18 protein-coding genes and 1 riboswitch are annotated in these 26,789 nt (G+C 72.0%); of the genes, 5 read left to right on the forward strand and 13 right to left on the reverse strand.

The window, feature by feature from the left end; translation table 11 throughout:
- Positions 1-7 precede the first annotated feature (7 nt).
- The 8 genes from OUQ99_RS26070 to OUQ99_RS26105 all read right to left on the reverse strand — a co-directional run bounded on the left by OUQ99_RS26070 (position 8) and on the right by OUQ99_RS26105 (position 11,170).
- Entirely contained in the window at positions 8-952 is a 945-nt protein-coding gene (locus OUQ99_RS26070; protein WP_267946422.1) for an electron transfer flavoprotein subunit alpha/FixB family protein, read from the reverse strand.
- A gap of 33 nt (positions 953-985) precedes the next feature.
- On the reverse strand, positions 986-1,765 hold the full coding sequence (locus tag OUQ99_RS26075; RefSeq protein WP_267946423.1) for an electron transfer flavoprotein subunit beta/FixA family protein: 780 nt from the start codon (positions 1,763-1,765) through the stop codon (positions 986-988).
- Between the two features lie 406 nt (positions 1,766-2,171).
- Positions 2,172-4,514: a protein kinase domain-containing protein gene (locus tag OUQ99_RS26080; RefSeq protein WP_267946424.1), complete on the reverse strand. Its 2,343-nt coding sequence runs from the start codon at positions 4,512-4,514 to the stop codon at positions 2,172-2,174.
- Between the two features lie 376 nt (positions 4,515-4,890).
- On the reverse strand, positions 4,891-5,679 hold the full coding sequence (locus OUQ99_RS26085) for an enoyl-CoA hydratase/isomerase family protein (protein ID WP_378553077.1): 789 nt from the start codon (positions 5,677-5,679) through the stop codon (positions 4,891-4,893).
- 54 nt (positions 5,680-5,733) lie between these two features.
- A complete protein-coding gene (locus tag OUQ99_RS26090) occupies positions 5,734-6,522 on the reverse strand; it encodes an energy-coupling factor transporter transmembrane component T family protein (RefSeq protein WP_267946426.1) in 789 nt (262 codons plus the stop codon).
- Positions 6,519-8,015 (reverse strand): ABC transporter ATP-binding protein, encoded by a 1,497-nt coding sequence (locus tag OUQ99_RS26095; protein WP_267950505.1) that lies wholly within the window; start codon positions 8,013-8,015, stop codon positions 6,519-6,521. Before OUQ99_RS26095 ends, OUQ99_RS26090 begins: the two co-directional genes overlap by 4 nt.
- A 105-nt stretch (positions 8,016-8,120) precedes the next feature.
- Positions 8,121-8,732: an ECF transporter S component gene (locus OUQ99_RS26100; RefSeq protein ID WP_267946427.1), complete on the reverse strand. Its 612-nt coding sequence runs from the start codon at positions 8,730-8,732 to the stop codon at positions 8,121-8,123.
- Between the two features lie 110 nt (positions 8,733-8,842).
- Positions 8,843-8,950: riboswitch (TPP riboswitch) on the reverse strand.
- A 93-nt stretch (positions 8,951-9,043) separates the two neighbouring features.
- Positions 9,044-11,170 (reverse strand): transglycosylase domain-containing protein, encoded by a 2,127-nt coding sequence (locus OUQ99_RS26105; protein ID WP_267950506.1) that lies wholly within the window; start codon positions 11,168-11,170, stop codon positions 9,044-9,046.
- Positions 11,171-12,144: 974 nt separating this feature from the next.
- Here OUQ99_RS26105 and OUQ99_RS26110 point away from each other — a divergent pair.
- The 5 genes from OUQ99_RS26110 (at position 12,145) to OUQ99_RS26130 (ending at position 22,071) form a co-directional block, all read left to right on the forward strand.
- Entirely contained in the window at positions 12,145-14,115 is a 1,971-nt protein-coding gene (locus tag OUQ99_RS26110) for an alpha-1,4-glucan--maltose-1-phosphate maltosyltransferase (protein ID WP_267946428.1), read from the forward strand.
- Between the two features lie 107 nt (positions 14,116-14,222).
- Positions 14,223-16,265 carry a maltose alpha-D-glucosyltransferase gene (gene treS, locus OUQ99_RS26115; protein ID WP_267946429.1) on the forward strand — a complete coding sequence of 681 codons (2,043 nt, stop codon included), beginning with the start codon at positions 14,223-14,225 and terminating at the stop codon, positions 16,263-16,265.
- A 1-nt stretch (position 16,266) separates the two neighbouring features.
- Positions 16,267-17,658: a maltokinase N-terminal cap-like domain-containing protein gene (locus OUQ99_RS26120; protein WP_267946430.1), complete on the forward strand. Its 1,392-nt coding sequence runs from the start codon at positions 16,267-16,269 to the stop codon at positions 17,656-17,658.
- 91 nt (positions 17,659-17,749) lie between these two features.
- Positions 17,750-20,272 carry a 1,4-alpha-glucan branching protein GlgB gene (gene glgB, locus OUQ99_RS26125; RefSeq protein WP_431061448.1) on the forward strand — a complete coding sequence of 841 codons (2,523 nt, stop codon included), beginning with the start codon at positions 17,750-17,752 and terminating at the stop codon, positions 20,270-20,272.
- A gap of 374 nt (positions 20,273-20,646) precedes the next feature.
- The gene (locus OUQ99_RS26130) at positions 20,647-22,071 is read left to right on the forward strand and encodes an APC family permease (RefSeq protein WP_267946432.1); all 1,425 of its coding nucleotides are present in this window, start codon (positions 20,647-20,649) and stop codon (positions 22,069-22,071) included.
- 60 nt (positions 22,072-22,131) lie between these two features.
- On the opposite strand, the gene OUQ99_RS26135 is transcribed toward OUQ99_RS26130, so the two are convergent.
- From OUQ99_RS26135 to tsf, 5 genes are all read right to left on the reverse strand, one after another.
- Complete coding sequence (locus OUQ99_RS26135) at positions 22,132-23,313, reverse strand: pyridoxal phosphate-dependent aminotransferase (protein WP_267946433.1); 1,182 nt, start codon at positions 23,311-23,313, stop codon at positions 22,132-22,134.
- A 106-nt stretch (positions 23,314-23,419) separates the two neighbouring features.
- Complete coding sequence (locus OUQ99_RS26140; RefSeq protein WP_267946434.1) at positions 23,420-24,352, reverse strand: phosphatidate cytidylyltransferase; 933 nt, start codon at positions 24,350-24,352, stop codon at positions 23,420-23,422.
- Between the two features lie 3 nt (positions 24,353-24,355).
- A complete protein-coding gene (frr, locus tag OUQ99_RS26145; RefSeq protein ID WP_267946435.1) occupies positions 24,356-24,913 on the reverse strand; it encodes a ribosome recycling factor in 558 nt (185 codons plus the stop codon).
- 60 nt (positions 24,914-24,973) lie between these two features.
- Positions 24,974-25,699 (reverse strand): UMP kinase, encoded by a 726-nt coding sequence (gene pyrH, locus OUQ99_RS26150; protein ID WP_267950507.1) that lies wholly within the window; start codon positions 25,697-25,699, stop codon positions 24,974-24,976.
- 183 nt (positions 25,700-25,882) lie between these two features.
- Positions 25,883-26,719 (reverse strand): translation elongation factor Ts, encoded by an 837-nt coding sequence (gene tsf / locus OUQ99_RS26155; protein WP_267946436.1) that lies wholly within the window; start codon positions 26,717-26,719, stop codon positions 25,883-25,885.
- Positions 26,720-26,789: the final 70 nt, after the last annotated feature.

Raw genomic sequence — 26,789 nt, forward strand, 5'->3', positions numbered from 1 at the left:
CGTGCGCCTACTTGCGCTTGTTGATCTCCTCGGTGAGCTGCGGAGCGACCGAGTGCAGGTCGCCCACGACACCGAAGTCGACGAGCTCGAAGATCGGCGCCTCGGGGTCCTTGTTGACCGCGACGATGTTCTTCGCGGTCTGCATGCCCGCACGGTGCTGGATCGCGCCGGAGATGCCCAGGGCCAGGTACAGGTTCGGGCTGACCGTCTTACCGGTCTGGCCGACCTGGAACTGGTTCGGGTACCAGCCGGAGTCGACGGCGGCACGGGAGGCGCCGACGGCGGCGCCCAGCGAGTCCGCCAGGCCCTCGACGACGGAGAAGTCGTCGGAGCCGACGCCGCGGCCGCCGGAGACCACGATCGCGGCCTCGGTGAGCTCCGGGCGCTCGCCCTGCTCCTGGACCACGCGCTCCACGACCTTGGCGGCCTTGGCGGCGTCGGAGACGTCCACCGAGACGGCCTCCTCGACGGCCGCTCCGGCGGCGGCCTCGGCCGGGACGGAGTTCGGGCGCACGGCGACGACCGGCACTCCGGTCCGCACACGGGCGTGGGTGACGGTGCCGCCGCCGAAGATGCTGTGCTCGGTGACCACGTCGGCGTCGACGTCGACGACGTCGGTGAGCACACCGGAGCCGAGCTTGACGGCGGTGCGCCCGGCGATCTCCTTGTTCTCGGCGGTCGCCGAGACGAGGATCGCGGCGGCGCCCTTGTCCTGGGCCAGCTTCGCGAGCAGCTCGGCCTTGGGAGCGACGACGTAGTCGTTGAGCTCGGCCGGGGCGACGTAGACCTTCTCGGCGCCGAACTCGGCCAGCGCGGCCTTGCCCGACTCCGCGCCGTCACCGATCCACACGGCCGCGGGCTCGCCGATGCGGCGGGCCGCGGTCAGCAGCTCGGTCGTGACCTTCTTGACCTGTCCGTCGACGTGGTCGACGAGGACGAGGACCTCAGCCATAATCCTTGAACCTTCCTGAGTCTCTCGCCTGGCCTACACGAACTTCTTCTGGGCGAGGAAGTCGGCGATCTTCACGCCGCCGTCACCCTCGTCCTTGACGATCGTGCCCGCGGCGCGCGGCGGCGCCGCGGCGAAGTCGACGGTCTCGGTGGTGGCGTTGGCCAGGCCGACCCGGCCGGTGTCGATGCCCGCGTCGGCCGCGGACTTCTTGTCGACCGGCTTCTTCTTCGCCTGCATGATGAGCTTGAAGGACGGGTAGCGGGGCTCGTTGATCTTCTCGACGACGGAGACGACCGCCGGGAGCTGAGCCTCGACCACGTCGTAGCCGTAGTCGGTCTGGCGCTGGATCCTGATGGCGCCGCCGTCGATGTCGACCTTGCCGGCGAGCGTGAGCTGCGGCAGGCCGAGGTACTCGGCGAGCGCGGCGCCCATGACGCCGGTGCGCGCGTCGGTGGACTCGGAGCCGAGGACGACCAGGTCGAACTCGACGGTGCCCAGGGCCTGCGCGAGCGCGTAGGCGCTCTGGAGGGCGTCCGATCCGTGGAGCGCGTCGTCGTTGACGAAGACGGCCTTGTCCGCGCCCATCGAGAGGGCCTTGCGGATGGAGTCGGTGGCCTGGTCCGGTCCCATCGTCAGGACGGTGACCTCGCCGCCGTGCTTCTCCTTGAGGAGCAGGGCCTCCTCGATCGCGTACTCGTCGAGCTCGTTGATGACGCCGTCGGACGCTGCGCGGTCGAGCGTCCTGTCGTCGGGGTTGAGCTTCCGTTCGGTCGCCGTGTCCGGGACCTGCTTGACCAAAACGACAATATTCATGGCCGGTGGCCGACCTCCCTGCACTCTGATCCGCCGTGTGGCGGGCGGACGCCGGTGCGCCCCGTTCTGCCAACAATGCCGAATGCCGTTCGGTCATTCGACGGCGGGTCCGCCTTTCACGTCAAGGACGGTCCCGCGATGTGCCCGTACACCAGATGTTACTGGCTAGTAGCTTGAAGGCCAACCCTCGACCCCAAGTGTGACTTAGGAAACCCTAACCAACACCCTGCCACCGGATTCGGCGGCCCCGCCGAGCGCGGCCCCGGCCGGGGCCGGCCCGCGCGGCCGGGGTGCCGGCCTGCCCACCACCCTAGGTCGCGCACGGCGGTCCGGAACCGGTCGCACCACCGGTGGAACCACCGGAGAACCGCGAGGGCCCCCTCCCGTGCCGGGAGGGGGCCGCTCGTCACGACGATCCGCCGTCGAACCAGTCGGACGGCCCGCCGAACGGCGCCCAGTCGGGGGTGGAGGACAACCCGATCGACAGGATCAGCATGGTCAGCAGGACGATGCCGACGATCACGCCGATGTAGAGGTACAGGCTCCGGAACCGCGCCCGCTCCACCAGCCACACCGCCTGGTGCCGCGCCTCGCGGCCGCTCGGCATGATGTAGCTGAGCAGGACCATCACGAAGATGGCGAAGGCGCCGGTGTAGTTGGCGCCCTGGCCCGGGGTCGCGTCCACGATCGTCGCGTAGACCATGCCGACCAGGATCCCGGCCAGCAGGTAGATCAGGCCGAACCCGGCTGTGCGGACCGCCATGCGCCCGAACGCCCAGGGGAAGCTGAGCGCCACCACCATGCTGTCGGAGTTGCGCGGCCCCCGGGTCTGGAGGCGGCGCGCGTGCTCCGCCTTGACCACGTCCAGCGCGCCCAGGCCCGCGATGATCACGACGCCCAGGAGGGCGCCGAACCAGGGGAACCACAGGGACACGCCGGCGAGGGCGACCATGACGGGGATGAGCACCAGCGGGTGCATCCGCCACGCCTCGGCCTCGTACTCCTCGTCGATGTAACCGTCGCCGTCGGCGTCGACGCCCTCCTCGTCACCGCGGAAGTAGTCCCCCACCCGGTCGTTGCTGCCCCGCTTGAAGCGGCTGAGCCAGCCGCCGCGCTCCTCGTAGTCGTCCTCGCCGAACTCCTGCGTGTTGCGGCTGTTGCGCCCCTCCTCGACCGGCGTGAGGATGTCCGCGAAATCGCCCTTGTGCAGGGGCGTGTTGAAGAACTGCGTGTGCGGCGCCTGGTACCCGTCCTCCGGATCGGCCGTCTGGGGGCGCCCCCGGCCGGGCTCCACGGGGTCCATCATCATCGTCCCCTGCGGGTCGTCCCGCGGGGGCTCGCCGGGACGGATGCGCCGGGTGCTCCCCGCGTCGTCCGGGTCGTCCCCCACGGGGCTGATCCGCATGGTGCCCTGCGGGTCGTCGAGGTCTTCGCGGCCGCCCGGGGTGATCCGGCCGGTCCCCCGGAGCCCGCCCAGGTCGTCGGTCGACTCCGGGTCGCTCCAGCCCCGCTGCGCGCCCGACAGGTCGTCCGTCGGGTCCTCGTCGGCGTCCCAGGACCGCTGGGCGCCCCGCGCGCCGGAGAGGTCGTCCGTGGCCTCCTCGTCGGAGCGCCACCCGCCCGCCTCGGCGGCGTGGGTGGAGCGGGGGGACCCGCCGGGACCGGACCACGCGCTGGAGGCGGGGTTCGCGCCGCCGGCGGTGTGCGCGGGCCCCCAGCCCTCGTCGCCGGCGCCGCGTCCCGCCAGGTATCCGGCGGCTCCGCCGAGCACGGCGCCGGCCGCGCCCGCGGCCGCGGCCCCGCCCGCTCCCCGTCCGCCGCCCGTGCCGGAGTCCTCCGGTCCCACGCCCGTGGAGGGGTTGTGGACGGTGTGGCCGCCGGTGAGCCCGGTGGACCGGACCTCCTGGTCCTCGGTCCAGGGCAGGTCCAGGTTGAGGCGGCCCGCCTCGGCGACCAGCTCCGCGGCCGTGGGGCGGTTGCGCATGTCGCGGGAGACGGCGCGGTTGACCAGCGGGCGCAGCGCCTCGTGCATCCCGTCCATGTCGATCTCGCCGTTGAGGATGCGGAAGAAGATGACCTCGAAGGAGCCCGCGCCGTAGGGCGGGCGTCCCGTGGAGGCGAAGGCGACGGTGCCGCCCCAGGCGTGGATGTCCGTGGCCGGGCCGAGGTCGGTGCCCTCGATGACCTCCGGGGACAGGTAGCTGGGGGTGCCGACGAACGTGCCGGTCTGCGTCAGCTTGGCGCCGTCCACGGCGTGCGCGATGCCGAAGTCGATGACGATCGGCTCGCCGTTGGAGATGATCACGTTGCCCGGCTTGAGGTCGCGGTGGATCACCTCCACCGCGTGGATGTCCTGGATCGCCCGGGCGAGCCCGGTGATGAAGCGCGTGAGCGCGCGGCCCCGGAGCGGGCCGTGGTCGGTGACGGTCGCGTCCAACGTGGGCCCGGGGATGTACTCGGTGACCACCCACGGGAGCTCGGCCTGGGTGTCGGCGTCGATGACCTCTGCCACGTTGGGGCTCTGCACCCGCCGCATGGTCTCGACCTCGCGGGCCAGCCGGGCCCGTGCGATGTGGTCGCCCGCGACCTCCGGCTTGAGGACCTTCAGCGCGACGAACTGGTCGGTCCGGGGATCCTCGGCCTGGTACACCACGCCCATTCCGCCCTGCCCGATACGGCGGCGGATCACGTAGTGGCCGATGCGCTCCGGCAGCTCCTCACCCGTGGGGAAACCTGCCGACATTGCCATCGAGAACTCATCCCCTCAAAAGACCGCATACCACCACGTCCAGCTTATCGGCCGGGGGATGGGTCAACATTGGCTTGTGTGGTCCGTCTCGGACCTGTGTGGTCTGTTCGGGACCGCCGGAGGGTCATGGGGGGCCGACGGCCCGTCCGCCCTCGGACGACCACCACCGAGTATGACGGAAAACTGGCGTGGGCGGTTCCGCCCCGCTCGTCTCGACTGGCCGGATCCGGACGACCGGAGCAGGTCCTGTATCGCTACTTAACCTGACAAATGACTAAAACCATGCCAAAAAACAACAAAGCTTTGGGGAAGGGAGGGGCGGGCGCACCGGCCCGAGCGGCCGGGACCCCCGCCCCGAACTGCGCGGAGGCCCGTGTCAGCGCCCGTTGAACACCGCCTTGCCCGGCCCCTGCTCGACGAAGCTCCGCATCCCGTTCTTCTGGTCCTCGGTGGCGAACAGCCCGGCGAAGTGCAGGCGCTCGATCTCCAGCCCCGAGTCCAGGTCCGTCTCCAGGCCCCGGTCGACGGCCTCCTTGGCCGCGGCCAGCGCCACGGCGGGCCCCTCCGCGTACCGGGCCACCAGGGCCACGGCCGCCCGGTAGACGTCCCCGTCCGGGACGACCTCGTCGGCCAGCCCGATGCGCCCGGCCTCCTCCGCCCGCACGTGCCTGCCGCTGAAGATCATCTCCTTGGCCCGGGCGGGGCCGATCAGGCGCGGCAGGCGCTGGGTGCCGCCCGCCCCGGGGATGACGCCGAGCTGGATCTCGGGCACGCCCAGCCGGGCCCCCTCCCCCACCACCCGGAAGTCGGCGGCCAGCGCCAGCTCCAGCCCGCCGCCGAGGGCGTACCCGGTGACGGCGGCCACGACGGGCTTGGGGATGCGGGACACCAGGGTGAGGGCGTTCTGGAGGTTGCGCCCGTACTCCAGCATCTCCGCGTGGGTGCGGTCCGCCATCTCCTTGATGTCGGCGCCCGCCACGAACACGCGCTCGCCGCCGTAGAGCACCACCGCGCGCACGGCGGGGTCCGCGGAGACCCTCGTGGCGGCCTCGGCGATCTCCGCCGTCAGCACGGCGTTGAGCGCGTTGACCTTCGGCCGGTCCAACCGGATGACGGCCACCGCCGGGTGGTCCGGATCGGTCTCCACGCGCACGAACTCGCCCACGAACTCCACCTCTTCCACTTCGACGTCACTGTCCGGGCCACCTAATCACCCGGGTCAGGAGAACAGCAGCACCAGGGTGCCGAGCCGCGCGGACAGCGCGTACGCCCCCGCCAGCAGCAGGGCCGCACCCGCGAGCAGGAGCGTGTCCCCGACCCGCCAGCGGCTCTCCCTGGCCCATGTGCGGGGCCCGGTGCCGAACGCCCTGGCGTCCATCGCCGTCGCCAGCAGGGTCCCCGTCCGGATCGACCGCACCAGCAGCGCGAACAGCCTGCCGAAGAACAGCGTGACCATCCGCACCGGGTTGCGCCCGGCCTCCAGTCCGCGGGCCCGCCTCGCCAGGGTCACGGTCCGCCACTGGTCGGCCAGCAGGGGGATGAGCCGCAGCGCCGCCAGCACGCCCATGGCGGGGCGCTCGGGCACCCTCAACCTCTGCACGAGCCCGTCGGCCATCTCCGTCGGATCGCTGCTGACGGCCGCGAGGAGGCCGGGGAGGGCGATGGCGAGCAGGCGCACCGCGGCGCCCAGCGCCCCCTCCGCGCCGTGCTCGCCGTACAGGTAGTTGACCAGCCCGCTGGAGAGCCCCATGAGCAGGAAGGGGCCGCCGAGGACGAGCAGGGTGTGCCGGTCGATCCCGCTGAAGGGCAGGACCAGCAGAACGCCGGCCAGCACCACCCCACCGGTGACCGCGTCCACGGCGGGGACCAGTCCGAGCCCCAGCAGCAGCGCGGCCAGCAGCTTGGCCGCCGGGTTGAGCCGGGCGAGCCAGTGGCGCGCTCCCCCGGCGCCCGGCGCGTCCGGGGCGGGGACGCCGCCCCTGCGGCCCCGGTCCTCCGAGACGCTCACAGCTCCGCCTTTCCCGCCGTGCCCGGGACCGCGCGGCCCCCCGCCACACGCACCCGCACGTCCGCGAAGTGCCGCAGGAGAAGTTCGTCGTGGGTCGCCACGACGACGGCGCACCCCTCGGCCCTCAGCCCGCCCAGCAGCTCGACCAGCTCCGTCCACGTCCGGGTGTCCTGGCCGAAGGTCGGCTCGTCCAGGACGAGGACTCCGGGCGCGTGCGAGGGGCCGGAGCTGAGCGCCGTGGCCACCGACAGCCGCCGCTTCTCGCCGCCCGAGAGCGTGTAGGGGTGGGCGTCGGCCAGGCCGGTCAGGCGCAGCCGCTCCAGCAGCTCGTCCACCCGCCGCTCGGTCCCGGCCCCGTCCGCCCCGGCCCGCCGCGGGGCGAACCGCAGCTCGTCCCGCACGGTGCCGGTGACGAACTGGTCCTCCGCGTGCTGGAACACGGTGCCCACGTGGCGGGACAGGAGCCGGGCGGGCCATCGCGCCAGCGGCCGCCGGTCGGCCTCCGCCAGGGGGCCGCGCGGCAGGACCGCGCCCCTGTGGGGTCGGGAGAGCCCCGCCAGCAGGGTCAGCAGCGTGGACTTGCCCGCACCGTTGGGGCCGGTCAGGGCGGTCGCCGTACCGGCCGCGACGGAGAGGTCCACCCCCTCCAGCACGGTCCTCCGGGGCGGGGCGCCCGCCCCCAGCTGGAAGGGGGTGCGCGCGGCGACGCCCACCGCCTCGACGCGGGGGCCGCCGCCCGGCGCGGGGGCCGGGCCGGGGGAGGGCTCGTCACCGGGGACCCACACTCCCTGCTCCGCGAGGGAGCGCCCGTGCGCGGCGAACACGGCCGCCGGATCGCCGTCGGCGACCACCCCGCCGCCCGGCTCGACGACCACGACCCTGTCCACCAGCCCGACCACGTCGGCGACCCGGTGCTCGACCAGGAGCAGGGTCGCCTCGGTCTCGGCGAGCAGGCGTTCCAGGACACCGCGCACCAGTGCGGCCCCGGCTGGGTCGAGGTTGGCGGTGGGCTCGTCCAGGAGGAGCAGGCGCGGGCGCATGGCGAGCGCGCCGGCGATGACCAGGCGCTGCTTCTCACCGCCCGACAGCGCGCCGGTGGGGTGGCGCCGCCCGTACGGGAAGCCGACCGCGTCGAGCGCGTCGTCCACCCTCGGCCAGATCAGGGCGGGGTCCACCCCCAGGTTCTCCGGTCCGAAGGCGACGTCGTCGCCCGCGCGGGCCATCACCAGCTGCGTCTCCGGGTCCTGGCCGACCAGGCCGACGCCTCCGCGGCCCCGGTCGGCGGGGAGGCCGTCGACCAGCAGCGTCCCCTCCTGGTCGCCGTTGAGGGCGCCGTCGGGGCCGGTGAGTCCGGCGAGGGAGTGCAGCAGGGTGGACTTGCCCGCCCCGGAGGCGCCGAGCAGCAGCACGCGCTCACCGGGCTCGACCGTGAGGTCCACCCCGCGCAGGGCGTACGACTCGCGGCCCGCGTGGCGCCACCCCCAGCCGGACAGCTCGACGCGTGCGCCGCCCCCTCCGGGAGGCCGGAGGGGGGACGGTGCCGCGGGGTGCTCCGCGGTCGCCCCCGAGGGGCCGCGGCGGTCGTGGTCGGCCACGGGTCAGCCCCTGGCCGACGGGAAGGGGGCCAGCGCGCCCGACCTGGCGAGCGCGGTGGTGAGGAGGCGGGCGCCGACGCCCGCGATGACCGCCGAGCTGATCACGACGATGACGCCGTAGACGAGCTGGAAGTGCAGGGGCCAGGTCACGTTGTAGACGAGGTTGTCGCGGACGGCCGGGGAGAGGCCGGCGGCGGCCGCCGCGAGCACGGCCGCGCCCATGCCCCAGCGCCGGTAGCCGAAGGCGAGGAAGACCAGCTCGGGGAGGAGGCCCTGGAGCGTCCCGTCGATGATCACCATGACCCCCCACTGCGTCCCCAGCACCGCCGACACCAGGGAGGCCGCGATCGAGGTGAGCAGTGCCGCGCCGGGCTTGCGGACGACCAGTCCGCCGAGGACGCCGGAGATCAGCCACATTCCGTAGACCGCCGCCTGCGCGGGGGGAAAGCCCACGAAGAGCGGGGTCGTGACCGACCAGACGATGTTCCAGAGCCAGAAGACGACGCCGACGGCGACGCCGATCACGGCCGCAACGACGATGTCGACGGTGCGCCAGCCGCGCAGCCGTCCGAGGACGTCGCGCCAGAATCCGGTACGCCCGGTCTCGGTGCTCATCAGGTGGTGTCCCTTCGTCGGGGTGGACGAGGGCCCATGTGGCCAAGAGCGACGCCGGAGGACGTGCCGCGCGCCGGGTCCGTCCCGGGTGCGCGGGAGCACGCCGCCGGAGACGGGTTCCTACGACTTCCTTCGCTGGCATGACCCAGATCAGGTGTGTAAGGGTCTGCGGCCGGGTGCCGCACTCTCAGCGCTCACGCGCTCCCCTGTCGGTTTCCCTCCATTATGCGTCAACAACGGGGGCCGCGGGGTGTTCCCTCCCCACGGCCCCCGTTCCCGCCCCGTCCGACCGCGCCCGCCGGCGGGCGCGGTCAGGCGTCGCCCTCGTCGTCCCCGCCCTTGGGAGGCGTCGCCGACGGGTTGCCGAAAGCCTTCGGCGAGGGGGCGAAGCCCTCGGCCGGCAGGTCGGCCGTGGCCCCGCGCATGGTGGCCTGCCAGATGGGGCCCGGCAGCGTGCCGCCGTAGACGATGCCGTAGTAGCGCCCGCCGATCGTCACGCCCTGGAGCGGGTTCTCCTCGCCTCCGCGCATGTCGCCGACGACCACGGCCGACGCGAGGTTCGGGGTGTAGCCGGCGAACCAGGCGTAGGCGGCGTTGTCGGTGGTGCCGGTCTTGCCCGCGGCGGGGCGGTCGAGGCCGAGGCCGTTGGCGGTGCCGCCCTTGAACGTCTGCTGGAGCAGGTGGTTGACCCCGTCCGCGACGTCGCGCTCGACCCTGCCCTCCTCGCAGTCGGTGCGCGCCTCGACCTCCCGGGTGCCCTCGGCGCCCTCGCGGCCGATCCGCACGGAGACCACCGGGACGGGCTCGCAGTAGGTGCCGCGGGCGGCGAACGTGGCGTACGCGTTGGCGACGGTCAGCGGGGACACCTCCTGGTCCCCCAGGGTGAAGGAGCTCCAGACCCCCAGCGGTTGGCCGTCGGCGCGGTGGATGCCGACCCGCTCGGCCATCTCCGAGGTCTCGCAGAGGCCGACGCGCTTCTGGAGCTGCGCGAAGTAGGTGTTCACGGACCCCTTGGTCGCGCTGATCATGTTGTGCCGGCCGCCGTCGCTCTCCCCGGCGTTGCTCACGCTCCACCCGGACATCACGCCGCCGTCGCAGTTCTCGAGCCCTCCGACCGAGACGCTCTCGGGCGAGGAGAAGCTGGTGCCGTAGCCCAGTCCGGAGTGCAGGGCGGCGGCCAGGGTGAACGTCTTGAACGTCGACCCCGCCTGGTAGCCGAGCGAACCGCCGGCCTCGCTGTCCACCGCCAGGTTGATGGAGGTCGTGCCGAGCGCCTCGTCGTCGAACCCGTAGCGCAGGTTCTGCGCCATGCCCCGGATCCGGCCGGTGCCGGGCTCGACGACGGCCTGGGCGGAGAACTTGGTGGACTCCTCCGCCGGGACGTACCGCTCGATGGCCTCCTCCGCGGCCCGCTGCGTCTCCCCGTCGAGCGTGGTCCGCACGGTGATGCCGCCCTTGGTGAGCGCCTCGTCGCGCTCCCCCTGGAGCTCCCCGAGGATGTCGGAGCCGCGCAGCCAGCGCATGACGAAGTCGCAGAAGAACGGCTGCTCCGAGTGGTAGCAGCTGCCTCCGCGCGGGGTCGGGTCCAGTGCGAGCCCCCGGCTCGCGTGCTCCTCGACCTGCGCCGCGTCCAGGTGCCCGGTCGCCCCCATCCGCTCCAGCACCAGGTCGCGGCGCTCGCGCGCGGCCTCGCGGTTGTTGAGCGGGTCGTAGAACGAGGGGCTGCGCACGAGCCCGACGATGGTGGCGGCCTGCGCCGGGTCCAGGTCGGCGGCGGAGACGGAGAAGTACCGCTGGGCCGCCACCTCGATGCCGTACGCCCCCGCCCCGAAGTAGGCGAGGTTGAGGTAGCCCTCCATGATCTCGTCCTTGGTGAGGCGGTCCTCGATGTCGATGGCGTGGCGCAGCTCCAGCAGCTTGCGGCCCAGGGTCTGCTCACTGGCGCGCTCCACCTCCTCCTCGGTGGAGGCCTGCTCGATGAGCAGGTTCTTGACGTACTGCTGGGTGATGGTGGACCCGCCCTGGGTGTCCCCCTGCGCGGTGCGCATGGCGGCCCTGATCACGCCGCGCAGGTCCAGTCCGGAGTGTTCGTAGAACCGGTCGTCCTCGATCGCCATGAGAGCGGCGGGCACCCACGGGCTGACCGCGTCCAGGGGCACCACCTCGCGCTCGCGGTCGGCGACCTCCGCGATCGGGTTGTGGTCGACGTCGGTGAGGAGCACGCGCTCCGCCAGCGGGGAGATCTCCAGGTCGCTGGGGAGGGCCATGAAGGCGGCGGCCGTGTCCCTTCCGATCAGCCCCAACCCGCCCACCCACGGCATGACCAGCGCGGCGGTCAGGAGACCGGCGACCGCTCCCGTGCCCGTGAGGCGCAGGACGGCGTCCTTGCGGCCTCCGTCCGGGCGGTCGCCGTCACCGGCGCCCCTCCCGTGCTCCACCGCGTCGCCGAGTGCGGTCACGCGCTCCCGGAGCCGGTCCACCAGGGGGAGGACGGCCCGGTCGGCCCACCTCCTCCAGCGCGGCGCCCCGAAGGCGCCTCCGGCGGCCGCGGCGGGCCCGCCGGCCCCCCGGCCACGGCGGCCGGGGCTTCCCGCCTCCCGCGCGTGCCGCGGGGCCCGGCCCCCGTCCTGGCCCCGCTCCCCCTGCGGAGGACCGTCCTGGTTCGGCTCCGTCACGTCGCCCCCCTCGGCCGTGTGACGCCCCGTCCGCGTCGCGCGCGCGGAGACAGGGCACTGCGACCTCCACGCTCGCAGGGGTACCGCAAAGCCCGGGAGGCCGAATCGGGCGTGTCATCGAAAAGCTTGCCCAATCCGCGGCAAAGCGCCCGGCCCCGACGCACCCGCGGGAGGCCGCGAAACGGGTGCGCGGTCCACTCGTCATCCGGGCGAAACAACCTCGGCGGACGGCGCCCGAGGCGAGCATGCCCGAATTCGCGACAAAAGGGCCCTGGGCGATCATTCCGACACACCCGGATGTCCGGAATACAGCCCGGCGAACCCCGGGTGCATTCGGTGATCCCTACCCAGGACGGCCCGCCACCCAACACGACCGACGAATTTTCCGTCCTTTCACCACAGACCATCAGAAAACAACCACAGAGGCACCTGAATCCCCCGGTTGCTTATGACTGATATGTACGGTTTACCCAGGTGAAACCCGACAAATAACAGGCCTCAAGCCTTCCGGCCAGTGTGATGAGGAACACACAAATTATCCGGCCCCGACACTCCGCCAAACACCACAAGAGGGCAGACGATAGACAGCAGAGGGAACCGAAGCCGTAATCCGGACAGTTTCCGTTCCGGATCTTCGTTAACTCCGCCTTGCGTCGGATTAACAACAGGTTATTTTTACCTGCCATAAACCGCTCGCGCCCAGAAACGCCCGAACCACGACAATTACGGTGTAGCCAGTGATCGGACGCCTGCCCATCCTCGACATCTCTCCAGACAACGACCTCGGTCCGGTGAAAGCAGTTCCCCGGGAACGCTTCACCGTGGGGGCGACGGTCATCCGGGAGGGCCACGACTCCCTCGCCGCAGGGGTCGTCGTGTACTCCCCCCGGGGCCGCCGCGAACGCCTCGTGCCCATGCGCGAGCACGCGCCCGGCACCGACCGCTACGAGGCCGAGATCAGCCTCCCCTCCGAGGGGACGTGGTCCTTCTCGGTCGAGGCGTGGACCGATCCCTTCACCACCTGGCACCGCGTCGCCCGGGTCAAACTCCCCCTGGGCCAGGACACCGGGCCCGTACTGGAGGAGGGGGCCCGGCTGCTCGCACGCGCCGGCCGGCGCGTGCCCCGCAACCCCGCCCTCACCAGGGCGGCCGAGGTCCTGAGGGACGCCTCGGCGGATCCGCTGGACCGCTTCGCCGCGGCGATCACCCCCGAGGTCCTGGACGGGATGGAACGCCACCCGATCCGCGAGCTGGTCACCAGGTCCGGGCGCACCGGGGTCGTCGTCCACCGCGAGCGGGCGCTCTTCGGCTCCTGGTACGAGTTCTTCCCCAGGTCCGAGGGAGCCCAGGTCGACACGGCCCCCGGGCAGGAGCGCTCGGGGACCTTCGCCTCCGCCGCCAAACGCCTGCCCGCCATCGCCGGCATGGGCTTCGACGTCGTCTACCTGCCCCCCGTCCACCCGATCGGCACGAGCCACCGCAAGGGCGCCAACAACGCCCTGTCCGCCGGCCCCGGCGAGCCCGGCTCGGTGTGGGCGGTCGGGTCCGCCGCGGGGGGCCACGACGCCGTCCACCCGGACCTGGGCACGCTCGCCGACTTCGACGCGTTCGTCGGCGAGGCCGCCGAGCACGGCCTGGAGATCGCCCTCGACCTGGCCCTCCAGTGCTCCCCCGACCACCCGTGGGTCACCGAGCACCCCGAGTGGTTCACCACCCGGGCCGACGGCTCCATCGCCTACGCGGAGAACCCGCCCAAGAAGTACCAGGACATCTACCCCCTCGACTTCGACAACGACTTCGAGGGCCTGTACACGGAGATCCGGCGCGTCGTCCAGCACTGGATCGACCACGGGGTCCGGATCTTCCGGGTCGACAACCCCCACACCAAACCGGTCGCCTTCTGGGAGCGGCTGCTCGCCGACGTGGCCCGGGAGCACCCCGACGTGCTCTTCCTCGCCGAGGCCTTCACCCGCCCCGCCATGATGCGCACCCTGGCCAAGGTCGGGTTCCACCAGTCCTACACCTACTTCACCTGGCGCAACGGCAAGGAAGAGATCACCGACTACCTCACCGAGCTCACCGGGGAGACCGCCCACTACCTGCGCCCCAACCTCTTCCCCTGCACCCCGGACATCCTCAACGCCTACCTCCAGCACGGCGGACGGCCCGCCTTCGAGGTCCGCGCGGTGCTGGCGGCGCTGCTCTCCCCCTCCTGGGGCGTCTACTCCGGCTTCGAGCTGTGCGAGAACACCCCGGCGGCCCCGGGCAGCGAGGAGTACCTGGACTCGGAGAAGTTCCAGTACCGGCCCCGCGACTGGGCCGCGGCCGAGGCCGCCGGGGAGTCCATCAGCGGGCTCATCACGCGGCTCAACGAGCTGCGCCGCTCGCATCCGGCCCTGCGGGAGCTGCGCAACCTGCGCTTCCACCACGTCGACCGGCCCGAGCTGATCTGTTTCTCCAAGCACCGGCCCGGAGCGGGGCCCGACGACCCCGACGACGCCGTCATCGCCGTCGTCAACCTCGACCCGCACCACGCCCACGAGGCGACCGTGCACCTGGATCTGCCGTCCATCGGCCACACGTGGGAGGAGGAACTCGAGGTGACCGACGAACTGACCGGTCGTTCCTACACCTGGGGCGCGGACAACTACGTCCGCCTCGACCCCGCGACCGGGCCGGCGCACGTGTTCACCGTCAACGGCAGATAGCGGCCCCGGACCACGGACCGGGGCCGGCGGGCCACCCCCGCCGGCCCCCGCCCGTGCCCGGAACGCCCGTTGACCCGATGTCGAACATTCTTGGTGGGGAGCAGCAGATGAGCAAAGACGAGCACGGCCCCGGCGGACGCGTACACGCCGAACACGGTCCGCTCGCCCCGGCCACCGGGGCCGCCACCGGCCCGCTCATGTCCTCCGGCGGCACCGGTGACCCCTACTGGTACAAGCACGCCGTCTTCTACGAGGTACTCGCCCGGGGGTTCTTCGACTCCAACGGCGACGGCACCGGCGACCTCGCGGGGCTGGTGCAGAAACTGGACTACCTCCAATGGCTCGGCATCGACTGCCTCTGGCTGCTGCCGATGTACGAGTCCCCTCTGCGCGACGGCGGATACGACATCTCGGACTACTTCAAGATCCTCCCCGAGTTCGGCCGCACCGCCGACTTCGTGGAGCTCCTCGACGAGGCGCACCGCCGCGGCATCCGCGTCATCACCGACCTCGTCATGAACCACACCAGCGACCAGCACCCGTGGTTCAAGGCCTCCCGGGAGGACCCCGACGGTCCGTACGGGGACTTCTACGTGTGGTCGGACACCGACGACCGCTACGACGGGGCCCGCGTCATCTTCGTCGACACCGAGACCTCCAACTGGTCCTACGACGAGGTGCGGGGCCAGTACTACTGGCACCGCTTCTTCTCCCACCAGCCGGACCTCAACTTCGAGAACCCCGCCGTCCAGGAGGCCATCCTGGAGGTTCTGCGCTACTGGCTGGACCTGGGCATCGACGGGTTCCGCCTGGACGCCGTGCCCTACCTGTACGAGCGCGAGGGCACCAACTGCGAGAACCTCAAGGAGACGCACGAGTTCCTCAAGCGCGTGCGCGCCGAGGTGGACCGGCTCTACCCCGACCGCGTGCTGCTGAGCGAGGCCAACCAGTGGCCCTCCGAGGTCGTCGACTACTTCGGCGACTTCGGGTCCGGCGGCGACGAGTGCCACATGAACTTCCACTTCCCGCTGATGCCGCGCATGTTCATGGCGGTCAGGCAGGAGCAGCGGTTCCCGATCTCGGAGATCCTCGCCCAGACCCCGCCCATCCCGCGGAACTGCCAGTGGGCGATCTTCCTGCGCAACCACGACGAGCTGACCCTGGAGATGGTCACCGACGAGGAACGCGACTACATGTACGCCGAATACGCCAGGGAACCCCGCATGCGCGCCAACGTGGGGATCCGGCGGCGGCTCGCGCCCCTCCTGGACAACGACCGCAACCAGATCGAGCTGTTCACCGCGCTGCTGCTGTCCCTGCCGGGCTCGCCCGTCCTCTACTACGGCGACGAGATCGGCATGGGCGACAACATCTGGCTGGGCGACCGCGACGCCGTGCGCACGCCCATGCAGTGGAGCTCGGACCGCAACGCCGGGTTCTCCAAGGGCGACCCGGCCCGCCTGTACCTGCCGCTGATCATGGACCCGGTCTACGGCTACCAGGCGCTCAACGTGGAGGCCCAGCGCGACAACCCCGGCTCGCTGCTCCACTGGACCCGCCGGATGATCCAGATCCGCAAGCGCCACCCCGTGTTCGGCACCGGGGAGTTCACCGAGCTGAACGCCACCAACCCCGGCGTCCTGGCGTTCATCCGCGAGCACGGCGACGACCGCATGCTCTGTGTGAACAACCTGTCGAGGTTCCCGCAGCCCGTCGAGCTGGACCTGTCCCGCTACGCCGGGGTCAGCCCGGTGGAGTGCGTGGGGGGCGTGCGCTTCCCCGAGATCGGGGAACTGCCGTACCTGCTCACCCTGCCCGGCCACGGCTTCTACTGGTTCCAGCTCCCCGCGGACCACGAGCCGGCGGGAACGGACGGTGAACGGGACGGGCTGCCCTCCTACGGCCTTCCGGCCGCCGGGGTCAGCGTGCGCACCGCCTTCGACGCCGCCGGACGCCCGGCGGACCCGCCCGGCGCGGAGCGCCGCGCCACAGCCACCACGACGTCCAGCGCCCCGGCCGGTACCGTGCCCGCGCTCCGCGACGGCGCGCCCGGGACCCCCGCCCGGCCCGCCGCCGAACCGGCCGCCCCCGGCCCGGTACCGGAGCCGACGGACCGGGGCGGTGGCGGGAAGGGAAACGGTCCTCTCTGACATGTCCCAACTCGAAGAGCTCCTGGCAGCCTGGCTGCCCCGGCAGCGCTGGTTCTCCGGCAAGGGGATCCCCATCCAGCAGATCCGGATCGAGAGCAGACACACCCTGGTGACCACGGGACCGGACGGCCCCGGCCTCGACGTCCTCGTCGTGCGGACCGGCCAGCGCGGGCGCAGCTCCCGCTACCAGGTGCTCCTGGGCTCGCGTCCGCCGGGCTCCCTGCCGCCGGACCTGGCCCGTGCCGCCATCGGCGTGTGCCGGGCCGCCTGCGGGAGGCCGAAGGCGGTCTACGACGCGGCCCACGACGCACAGCTGACCGGTCTCCTCCTGGAGCGGTTCGCGCTGCCCGCGGCCCCCGGCCTCTCCGGGCAGGTCCGGTTCCGGACCCTGCCCGGGGAGCGGATCCGCACCGGTTCGCCCGGGCGGATGCTCACGGGGGAGCAGTCCAACACGTCGCTGGTCTTCGGACAGGACTACGTCCTGAAGACCTTCCGCAGACTCTGGCCGGGCCCCAACCCGGACCTGGAGCTCAACATGGCGCTGTCCGGGTCCCCGTACGCGGCCCGGCCGTGCGGGTGGATCGAGGCCGACCTGCCCGGGTACGCGACGCCCACGACCCTGGCCATGCTGCAGACGTTCATCCCGCAGGCCGCGGACGGGTGGGTGCTCGCCACCGCCGGCGCGCGCGCCCTGCTGGAGGGGGCGGGGACCGACCGCGAGAGCGCCTTCGCGGGGGAGGCGGCGCGGCTGGGACGCACCACCGCCCGGGTCCACCGGTCGCTCGCGGGGGCCCTGCCCACGGACGTGCTCTCCCCGGCGGGGGCCGGAGAACTGGCGCAGGCCATGGTGGAGCGGCTGGCGACGGCCGGCGCCGAGGTACCGGAACTGGCCGAGCACGCTCCCCGTGTGATGGCGGCCTACGCCGACTTCGCCGAGGTGGACGAGCCCCTGCCGATCCAGCGCATCCACGGCGACTACCACCTCGGCCAGGTCGTCCGCACCGGGGAGGGGTGGGTGCTCCTCGACTTCGAGGGCGAGCCCACCATGCCGGTCCGGGACCGCCGGCGCCTGTCCAGCCCCCTGAGGGACGTGGCGGGGATGCTCCGCTCCTTCGACTACGCGGCCGGGTTCCTGCTGGTGGGGCACCCGGACGACCCCGAACTGGAGTGGGCCGCCCGCGCCTGGGCCCGGAACAACCGGGAGGCCTTCTGCCGCGGCTACGCGGACGGGGGCGGACCTGACCCGGACAAGCACCTGGCGGTGCTGCGGGCGTTCGAGTTCGACAAGGCCGTGTACGAGGTCCTGTACGAGGCCCGGAACCGGCCGAACTGGCTGCGGGTGCCGCTGGAGTCCATCGCCGCCGCGGCCGCGGCGCCGCCCGTGCCCGGATAGCCCGGGGCGGCCCCTCCCGTTCGGGGGGGGACCGCCCGCACACACGACCACGACCCGTGACGACCGACCGCAACGAGCACTACGGAGCCGTATGACCTCGGCCGACAGCACACCCGCCGCCGCGAAGACGGGGACCTCCGCGAAGACCGCGGGGACCGCCGCCCCGAAGGGGACCGCGGCGGCGAGGACCACCACAGGGAAGGCCGGAAAGGCCGCGTCCGGGACGGGGAGGACCGCGGGGGCGGCGAAGGCCGCCGCGCGCGTCCCCGCGGCCGGGGCCCCCTCCTCCGCGGGGCCGGAGCCCTCCGGCGGGAAGCCCGCACCGGGGAACCGGGGGACGAAGGCCGCCGGGAAGGGCACGGGGAGGGTCCCCGCGAAGGCGGCCCGCGGGTCCGGGACCGGGGCTCCCGCCGCCCGGCGGAGGGCCGCCGTGCCGGACCCCGCACTCCTGTCGGCCCTGGACCGGCTGGTCGAGGGCCGCCACCACGACCCGCACTCCCTGCTCGGCCCGCACGCCGAGGGCCGCGGGACCGTGCTGCGGGCCCTGCGACCCGGCGCGCTGGACGTGCACGCCGTGCTCCGGGACGGCTCCCGGGTGCGCCTCGAACACCTGCACCGCGGGGTCTTCTCCGGCGAGGTGTCCGGGAAGGGGCTCGGGTCCCCGCCCGACTACCGGATCGCGGCCCGCTACGCCGAGGGGGCCGCCGAGCACGTGGCCGCCGACCCGTACCGGTTCGCCCCGACCCTGGGCGAGCTCGACCTGCACCTGATCGGCGAGGGCCGCCACGAGGAGCTGTGGAACGCCCTCGGCGCGCACACCCGGGTCGAGGGCACCCCCATCGGCGAGGTGCCCGGCACGGAGTTCGCCGTGTGGGCGCCGGACGCGCGCGGCGTCCGCGTGATCGGCGACTTCAACCACTGGGACGGCGTCGGATCCCCGATGCGCAGCCTGGGCTCCTCCGGTGTGTGGGAGCTGTTCCTGCCCGGGGTGGGCGACGGAGCCCTGTACAAGTTCCAGGTCCTCGGCTCGGACGGGCACTGGCGGGACAAGGCCGACCCGATGGCGCGCCGCACGCAGGTGCCGCCGGCCACCGCGTCGGTGGTCACCACGTCGTCGTACTCCTGGGGGGACCAGGCGTGGACGGCCGAGCGCAAGGGGGTGGAGCAGCACCGGGCCCCGATGAGCGTGTACGAGGTGCACCTGGGCTCCTGGCGCCCGGGCCTGGGCTACGTCGAGCTGGCCGAGCAGCTGGTCGCGTACGTGACCGACCTGGGGTTCACGCACGTGGAGTTCCTACCGGTCACGGCGCACCCGTTCGACGGCTCCTGGGGCTACCAGGTGACGTCGTACTACGCGCCCACTCCGCGCTTCGGGTCGCCGGACGAGTTCCGGTACCTGGTGGACTCCCTGCACCGGGCCGGGGTGGGCGTGCTCCTGGACTGGGTGCCCGCGCACTTCCCCAAGGACGACTGGGCTCTCGCCCGGTTCGACGGGACCGCGCTGTACGAGCACCCGGACCCGCGGCGGGGCGAGCACCCCGACTGGGGCACGCTGATCTTCAACTACGGGCGGACCGAGGTGCGCAACTTCCTCGTCGCCAACGCCCTGTACTGGCTGGAGGAGTTCCACGTCGACGGCCTCCGCGTGGACGCGGTGGCCTCGATGATCTACCTGGACTACTCCCGCGACTCCGGCGCCTGGGAGCCCAACGTGTTCGGCGGGCGGGAGAACCTGGAGGCGATCGGGTTCCTCAAGGAGCTCAACACCACGGTGTACCGGCGCAACCCGCACGTCGCGATGATCGCCGAGGAGTCCACGGCGTACACGGGCGTGACGACTCCGGTGGACCGCGGAGGGCTCGGCTTCGGGTTCAAGTGGAACATGGGGTGGATGCACGACACCCTGGAGTACGTCAAGAAGGAACCGGTCCACCGCAAGTACCACCACGGCGACGTCACGTTCGCGATGGTCTACGCGTACAGCGAGAACTACGTGCTGCCCCTGTCCCACGACGAGGTGGTGCACGGCAAGCGTTCGCTGTTCAACAAGCCGCCCGGCGACGAGTGGCAGCGCTCGGCGACCCTGAGGGCGCTCCTCGCCTTCATGTGGTCGCACCCCGGCAAGCAGCTCCTGTTCATGGGCGGGGAGATCGCCCAGGGGGACGAGTGGTCGCACGAGGAGGGCGTGCCGTGGTGGCTCCTCCAGTTCGAGCACCACGCGGGCGTCCAGCGCCTGGTCAAGACCCTGAACGACCTCTACCGGCCCAGGGCGGCGCTGTGGTCCCGGGACACCGACCCCGCGGGGTTCCGGTGGCTGGACGGCGGCGACCACGAGGGCAACACGCTCTCGTACCTGCGCCACGGGGACGACGGCTCGGTGCTGGCCTGCGCGGTCAACTTCTCGCCCGTGCCCCGTGGGGACCGGCGGATCGGCCTGCCGTCCGGTGGCCGCTGGAACGCGGTCCTCAACACCGACGAGACGAGGTTCGGCGGCTCCGGGCACGCCGCCCCGGCGCACGTCGACGCCGAGCCGACCCCGTGGCACGGCCAGCCGCACTCGGCGCCGATCACCCTCCCGCCCCTGGGAGCGGTCTGGTTCGAGCCCGAGCGGTAGGCGCGCGCCGGCTCCGCCGAACGGCCCCGGCCGCCCGTGTGGCGGCCGGGGCCCGGCCTCGCCCGCCACACGGGTCCGACACGTCGCGGCGGCCGTCCGGGGCCGCCGACGACCGCCCTTCCGCGCACACCCGCCGTGACCCGCACGGCCCCGCCCCCGAGCGCCCCGCGACCGACCAGGCGCGACACCCGAACCTCCGGCCACTGTGCGTGACTCCATGGCCGCCCTCCCCCGTCAGGCATGACAGAGGATCATCGGATCTTGCGACTGCCTGGACAACAGGGCGGGAGAATATGTCCGGAACGACACCTTCACTCTGATCCGCCGACGTGCTTTTGTGTCCCCCATCACAGGCACGAGCGTTGGGATCGCCCATGACCGACAAGCGCCAGAACTTCGTCCGGGTCCTGGGAAGGGGTGACGTGCTCGCGCTCGGCTTCGGCGCGATGATCGGCTTCGGCTGGATCGTGCTCGTCGGCGACTTCATCGGCGCGGCGGGCAGCCTCGGCGCCGCCCTCGCCTTCGTCATCGGCGGCGTCGTCATGGCCTTCGTCGGCCTCACCTACGCCGAACTCGTCTCCGCGATGCCCCACGCGGGCGGCGAGCACCACTACGCCATGCGCGCCATCGGTCCCAGGGGCGCCTTCGCCGCCTCCTGGGCCATGGTCCTGGGCTACGTGTCCGTGGTCGCCTTCGAGGCCGTCGCCGTCCCCCAGACCCTCGTCCACCTCTTCCCCGGCATGGGCGTCGGGCACCTGTGGACCGTCGCGGGATACGACGTGCACGCCGACCTCGTCGCCGTGGGCGTCGTCGTCGCCGTGCTGATGACGGCGGTCAACTACGTCGGCATCAGGCCGGCCAGCGCCTTCCAGGTCGTGGCCGTGCTGTTCCTGGTCGCCGTCGGCGCGGTCATGCTCACCGGGTCGTTCGTCGGCGGCTCCGCCGAGAACATGGAACCCCTGTTCACCGGCGGCGTCCCCGGCGTGTTCGTGGTGCTGGTGGCGGTCCCGTTCCTGTTCGTCGGCTTCGACGTCATCCCCCAGTCCGCCTCCGAGATCAGGATCCCCCACCGCATGGTCGGCACGCTGCTGGTGGTCTCCGTGTTCTGCGCGACCGCCTGGTACGTGATGGTCGTGCTCACCGCCGGCGCCGGGCTGTCCGCCGCCGAGCTCTCCGCGTCCGAACTGGCCTCCGCCGACTCCGTCGCCGCCCTGTGGGGCAGTGACGCCATGGGCGACCTGCTCGTCCTCGGCGGCATCGCCGGACTGCTGACCAGCTGGAACGCCTTCCTCATCGGGGGCAGCCGCCTCGTCTTCGCCATGGCGGGGGCCCGGATGCTCCCGGCCTGGTTCGGCCACCTGCACCCGCGCTTCCGCACGCCCTCCAACGCCGTCCTGTTCATCGGGGCGCTGTCCCTGGCGGCCCCGTTCTTCGGCCGCCCGATGCTCGTCTGGCTCACCAACGCGGGCGGCATGAACATCGTCGCCGCCTACATGCTGGTGGTCGTGAGCTTCCTGGTGCTGCGCCGTCGCGACCCCGCCATGGAGCGGCCCTTCACCGTCCCGGCCGGTGTGCCGGTCGGCGTGACCGCCCTCGTCCTGTCCTTCGGGCTGTTCCTGCTGTACCTGCCCGGCATGCCCGCCGCTCTGGGCTGGCCCCACGAGTGGCTCATGGTCGCCCTGTGGTGGGCGGCGGGCGCCGCGCTCCTGTGGCGCCTCCCCCGGATCGCCCCCGGCGCGGACGCCGAGCGCCGCCTGGTCGAGGCGATGGACGCCCGCGCCGGCGCTCCCCGCACATGAGGACGCGGTCCTCCCGGCCGGGAGGACCGCGTGCCGGGTCCGGCGGCGCCCCGTCGCGGTTCAGGCCCCGCGCCCGTGCCACGCGGTCAGCCGGGAGACGGCCTCGTCCAGGACCTCGTCCCTCTTGCAGAACGCGAAGCGGAGCAGGTGCGCCCCCTCCTCCTGGTGGTCGTAGAACACCTGGGCGGGCACCGCCGCGACACCGGCCCCGGCGGGCAGGGCCCTCGCCACGTCGAGCCCGCTGCCGAACCCGAGGGGGCGGATGTCGGCCATCACGAAGTAGGTGCCCTCGGACACGTTCACCTCGAACCCGGCGGCGGCCAGGCCCGACGCGAGGCGGTCGCGCTTGCCCTGGAGGGCCGCGCGCTGGGCCGCCACCCACTCCCACTCGCCGTCGATCGCGTCCGCCACCGCCAGCTGCAGCGCGCCGTTGGCGGAGAAGGTCAGGAACTGGTTGACCGTGCGCACCGCGCTGACCAGCGGCTCCGGTCCCATCACCCAGCCGGTCTTCCAGCCGGTGACGGCGAACATCTTGCCCACCGAGGACACCGACACCGTGCGCTCCCGCATACCCGGGAGGGTCGCCAGCGGCACGTGCGGCCTGCCGTCGAAGGTCAGGAACTCGTACACCTCGTCGGTGAACGCGATCAGGTCGTGCTCCCGGCACACCCGCGCGATCTCCTCCAGCTCGTCGGGGGTGAAGACCGTGCCGGTGGGGTTGTGCGGCGAGTTCACCAGCACCATGCGGGTACGGGGCCCCACGGCGGCGCGCAGCTCCTCCGGGTCGAAGGTGAACCGCCCCGAGACGGCGTCGGGACGCAGCGTCACCGACCTGCGCACACCCCCGGCCAGGGTGATCATCGCGGCGTAGGAGTCGTACATCGGCTCGAAGACGATCACCTCGTCGCCGCGCTCCACCAGGGCGAGCATCGCGGCGGCGATGCCGGCGGTAGCCCCGACCGTGATGTAGACCTCGCTGTCGGGATCCAGTTCGATGCCGTAGTGGCGGGCCCGGTACCGGCTCACCGCCTGCCGCAGCTCCGGCCTCCCCGGCCCCGGGGGGTACTGGTTCACCCCCTCCAGGACGCGGCGGGAGGCGCCCTCCAGCAGGGAGCGGGGACCGTCGGTGTCGGGGAAACCCTGTCCCAGGTTGACCGACCCGGTCTCCATGGCCAGGCGCGTCATCTCGGCGAAGATCGTCTCGCCGTACACGCGCATTCGTTCGATCAGCGGTTCTTCCACCCGACGAGCGTATCCACACGCCCCGCCACCGGCCACTCCCGACCGGGGACGCCGAGGGGGCGGACCCCCCGGGTCCGCCCCCTCGACACGGTCCTCCGCGCTTCCCCTAAAGGAGGAGGCTGAGCACGATCCACACCACGGGACCCGCGATGAGGAGCGAGTCCAGCCGGTCCATCAGTCCGCCGTGGCCCGGCATGAACCGGCCCATGTCCTTGACCCCCAGGTCGCGCTTGAACAGCGACTCGATGAGGTCCCCGACCGTCGCGGCGAGCACGACGGCCAGACCCAGGACCGCGCCGACCCACCAGGGGCCGTCCAGCATCAGCGTCACGCACAGGGCGCCGGCGACCGCGCACCCCACCACGGAGCCGCCGAAGCCCTCCCAGGTCTTGTTCGGGCTGATCACCGGCGCCATCTTGTGCCGGCCCAGCATGATCCCGGCGAAGTAGCCGCCGATGTCGCTGGAGATCGTCACCACGATGAACGTCACCAGCCGGTACTGGCCGTCCTCGGGATGCGAGACGAGCAGCAGCCACGTGCCCAGGAGGAACGGCAGGTACACCAGGGTGAACAGGTTCGCCGAGGCGTCGGCGACGAACCCGTCCGCCCCGCCGCGCAGCCGCCACACCAGCACGATGATCGCGGTCAGGGCGGTGGTCCCCGCCAGCCACTCGGTCCCCCCGAAGTAGGCGGCCACCTGCATGGCGACGCCGCCCACGGCCAGGGGTACGAGGGCGAGGGTCGTGCCCTTGCCCGCGAACGCCCGGTTGAGCTCCCGCAGCCCGATCAGCACCCCCAGGGAGGTGATGATCGTGAACAGCTGGGGCAGGGGGAAGATGGAGAAGAAGACGAGAGCGCCCAGGACGCACCCGCTCGCGATGGCCACCGGGAGGTTGCGGCCGGTCTTGACCGGCTCGCCCCCCGGCTTGTGCAGCACGAAGCGCTGGCCGGCCCTGTCGGGATCGTCCTGCGGTCCCGCGTCGGGTCTGTGCTCCGGTGAGTGGTCATCGCCTCCGGAGCCGCTGGAAGAAGTCGTCACCGGCTAGACCTCGAGCAGTTCGGCTTCCTTGTGCTTCAGCACCTCGTCGATGGCCGCGACGTACTTCTGGGAGAGCTCGTCCAGCTCGGCCTGGGCGCGGTGCGCCTCGTCCTCGCCCAGCTCGCCCGACTTCACGGCCTTCTCGAAGGTGTCCTTGGCACGGCGGCGGACGTTGCGGATCGAGACCTTGGAGTCCTCGGCCTTGGTCCGCGCGACCTTCACGTACTCCTTGCGGCGCTCCTCGGACAGGTCCGGGAACACCACGCGGATGACCTGGCCGTCGTCGGACGGGTTCACCCCGAGGTCGCTGTTGCGGATGGCGTTGATGATGTCGGTGCGCGAGTTGACGTCGAACGGGGAGATGACCACCATGCGCGGCTCCGGAACCGAGAAGGAGGCCAGCTGGTTGATCGGCGTCCGGGCACCGTAGTAGTCGACGGTGATCTTGTTGAACGTGGCCGGGGTGGGACGGCCCGTGCGGATCGTCGCGAAGTCCTCCTTCGCGACGGTCACGGCCTTCTCCATCTTCTCCTCGGCTTCGAGGAGGGTCTCTTCGGTCATGTGGCGCTCCCGGTTCTCGGCTGTGGTGTTCGTGGCTTCTTGGCGGCCCTGGGGCCGGTGTCAGGCGGTGGTCGGCCCCACGATGGTGCCGATCTTCTCACCCCGGACCGCGCGCAGGATGTTGCCCTGGCTCATCAGGTCGAACACCACGATGGGCATCCCGTTGTCCATGCAGAGGCTGACCGCCGTGGCGTCCATGACCTTGAGGCCCTTCGTGAGGACCTCGTTGTAGTTCAGCTTGTCGAACTTGACCGCGTCCGGGTTGCGCTGCGGGTCGGAGTCGTAGACCCCGTCGACCTGGGTGCCCTTGAGGACGGCCTGCGCGCCGATCTCCAGGGCGCGCTGGGCGGCGGTGGTGTCGGTGGAGAAGAACGGGGCGCCGAGACCGGCGCCGAAGATGACCACGCGGCCCTTCTCCAGGTGGCGGATGGCGCGGCGCGGGATGTAGGCCTCCGCGACCTGGCTCATGTGGATGGCGGTCTGCACCCGGGTGTCCACACCGAGCCGCTCCAGGAAGTCCTGGAGGGCGAGGCAGTTGATGACGGTGCCGAGCATGCCCATGTAGTCGGCGCGTCCGCGCTCGATGCCGCCCTCGGTGAGCTGCGCGCCGCGGAACATGTTGCCGCCGCCGACGACCACGGCGACCTGGATGCCCTCGGAGACCGCCTCGGCGATGGACTCCGCCACGTACTGCACGACCTCGGGATCGATGCCCAGTCCGCCTCCGCCGGCGAACGCCTCCCCGGAGAGTTTGAGCATCACGCGCTTCCAACCGGAATCGTGCATCGCCGGTTCGGTGATCGTCGCTTCGTTCACGGCCTGTGGCCTCCCTTGTCGTCCCCGAGTGGCACAGGGTCCCCCGAGTGTTCCTGCTGAGGGCGGACAGGGAGCGCGTGCTCCGAAATCCGCCCATATCCACCGAAGGTGCCGGGGAGTAGTCTCCCCGGCACCTCCATCATCTCAAAGCTCTTAGGCCTGGCCGACCTTGAAGCGGACGAAGCGCTTGACGGTCACGCCGGCCTCGTCGACGACCTTCTGGACGGACTTCTTGTTCTCCTTGACGAACGGCTGGCCGAGCAGCGTCACGTCCTTGAAGAAACCGTTGAGGCGGCCTTCCACGATCTTGGGGATGGCCTGCTCGGGCTTCCCCTCCTCGCGGGTGGTCTGCTCGGCGATGCGGCGCTCGTTCTCCACGACCTCGGCGGGGACGTCGTCCTTGCCGATGTACTGCGGGGCGAGGGCGGCGATCTGCTGGGCGAGGTCCTTGCCGACCTCGGCGTCGGCCTTGTCCAGCTCGACCAGGACGCCCATGGTCGGGGGCAGGTCCGGGTCGGACTTGTGCAGGTAGCTGGCGACGTAGACGCCGTCGAACTTGGCGAAGCGGCGGAACTCCAGCTTCTCACCGATCACGGCGCCTTTGCCCTCGATGAAGGTCTGGAGGCTCGTGCCCGGCTCGATCTCGGAGGCGGCCACGGTCGCGAGGTCGTCGCTCTCGTGCGCGGCGACGAAGTCCGCGACCTGGTTGGCCAGCGCGATGAACTGGTCGTTCTTCGCGACGAAGTCGGTCTCGCAGTTGAGCTCGATGAGGGTCGCCTTGCCCTCGGAGTCCTGCTTGAGGACGACCATGCCCTGGGCGGCAGTGCGCTCCGCGCGCTTGCCGACGTCCTTGGCACCCTTGACGCGCAGGGCCTCGACGGCCTTGTCGATGTCGCCGTCGGCCTCGGTCAGGGCCTTCTTGCAGGCCATCATGCCCGCGCCGGTCATGTCGCGCAGCTTCTTGACGTCCGCGGCGGTGAAGTTCGCCATGACTGTTCTCGGATTCCCTTGGAGTGGAGAGTCTGTTCGGAAAGAGGAGCGGAGCCTGGACGTGCACCCC

The sequence above is a fragment of the Streptomonospora nanhaiensis genome, assembly GCF_026642255.1.
GTDB classification, from domain to species: Bacteria; Actinomycetota; Actinomycetes; order Streptosporangiales; family Streptosporangiaceae; genus Nocardiopsis; species Nocardiopsis tropica.

Excerpts from the sequence above, each read along its gene's own strand:
- frr (WP_267946435.1), bottom strand. The coding sequence starts at position 24,913 with ATGACCGAAGAGACCCTCCTCGAAGCCGAGGAGAAGATGGAGAAGGCC.
- OUQ99_RS26075 (WP_267946423.1), bottom strand. The coding sequence starts at position 1,765 with ATGAATATTGTCGTTTTGGTCAAGCAGGTCCCGGACACGGCGACCGAA.
- OUQ99_RS26080 (WP_267946424.1), bottom strand. The coding sequence starts at position 4,514 with ATGGCAATGTCGGCAGGTTTCCCCACGGGTGAGGAGCTGCCGGAGCGC.
- glgB (WP_431061448.1), top strand. The coding sequence starts at position 17,750 with ATGACCTCGGCCGACAGCACACCCGCCGCCGCGAAGACGGGGACCTCC.
- OUQ99_RS26100 (WP_267946427.1), bottom strand. The coding sequence starts at position 8,732 with ATGAGCACCGAGACCGGGCGTACCGGATTCTGGCGCGACGTCCTCGGA.
- tsf (WP_267946436.1), bottom strand. The coding sequence starts at position 26,719 with ATGGCGAACTTCACCGCCGCGGACGTCAAGAAGCTGCGCGACATGACC.
- treS (WP_267946429.1), top strand. The coding sequence starts at position 14,223 with ATGAGCAAAGACGAGCACGGCCCCGGCGGACGCGTACACGCCGAACAC.
- pyrH (WP_267950507.1), bottom strand. The coding sequence starts at position 25,699 with ATGCACGATTCCGGTTGGAAGCGCGTGATGCTCAAACTCTCCGGGGAG.
- OUQ99_RS26130 (WP_267946432.1), top strand. The coding sequence starts at position 20,647 with ATGACCGACAAGCGCCAGAACTTCGTCCGGGTCCTGGGAAGGGGTGAC.
- OUQ99_RS26070 (WP_267946422.1), bottom strand. The coding sequence starts at position 952 with ATGGCTGAGGTCCTCGTCCTCGTCGACCACGTCGACGGACAGGTCAAG.
- OUQ99_RS26120 (WP_267946430.1), top strand. The coding sequence starts at position 16,267 with ATGTCCCAACTCGAAGAGCTCCTGGCAGCCTGGCTGCCCCGGCAGCGC.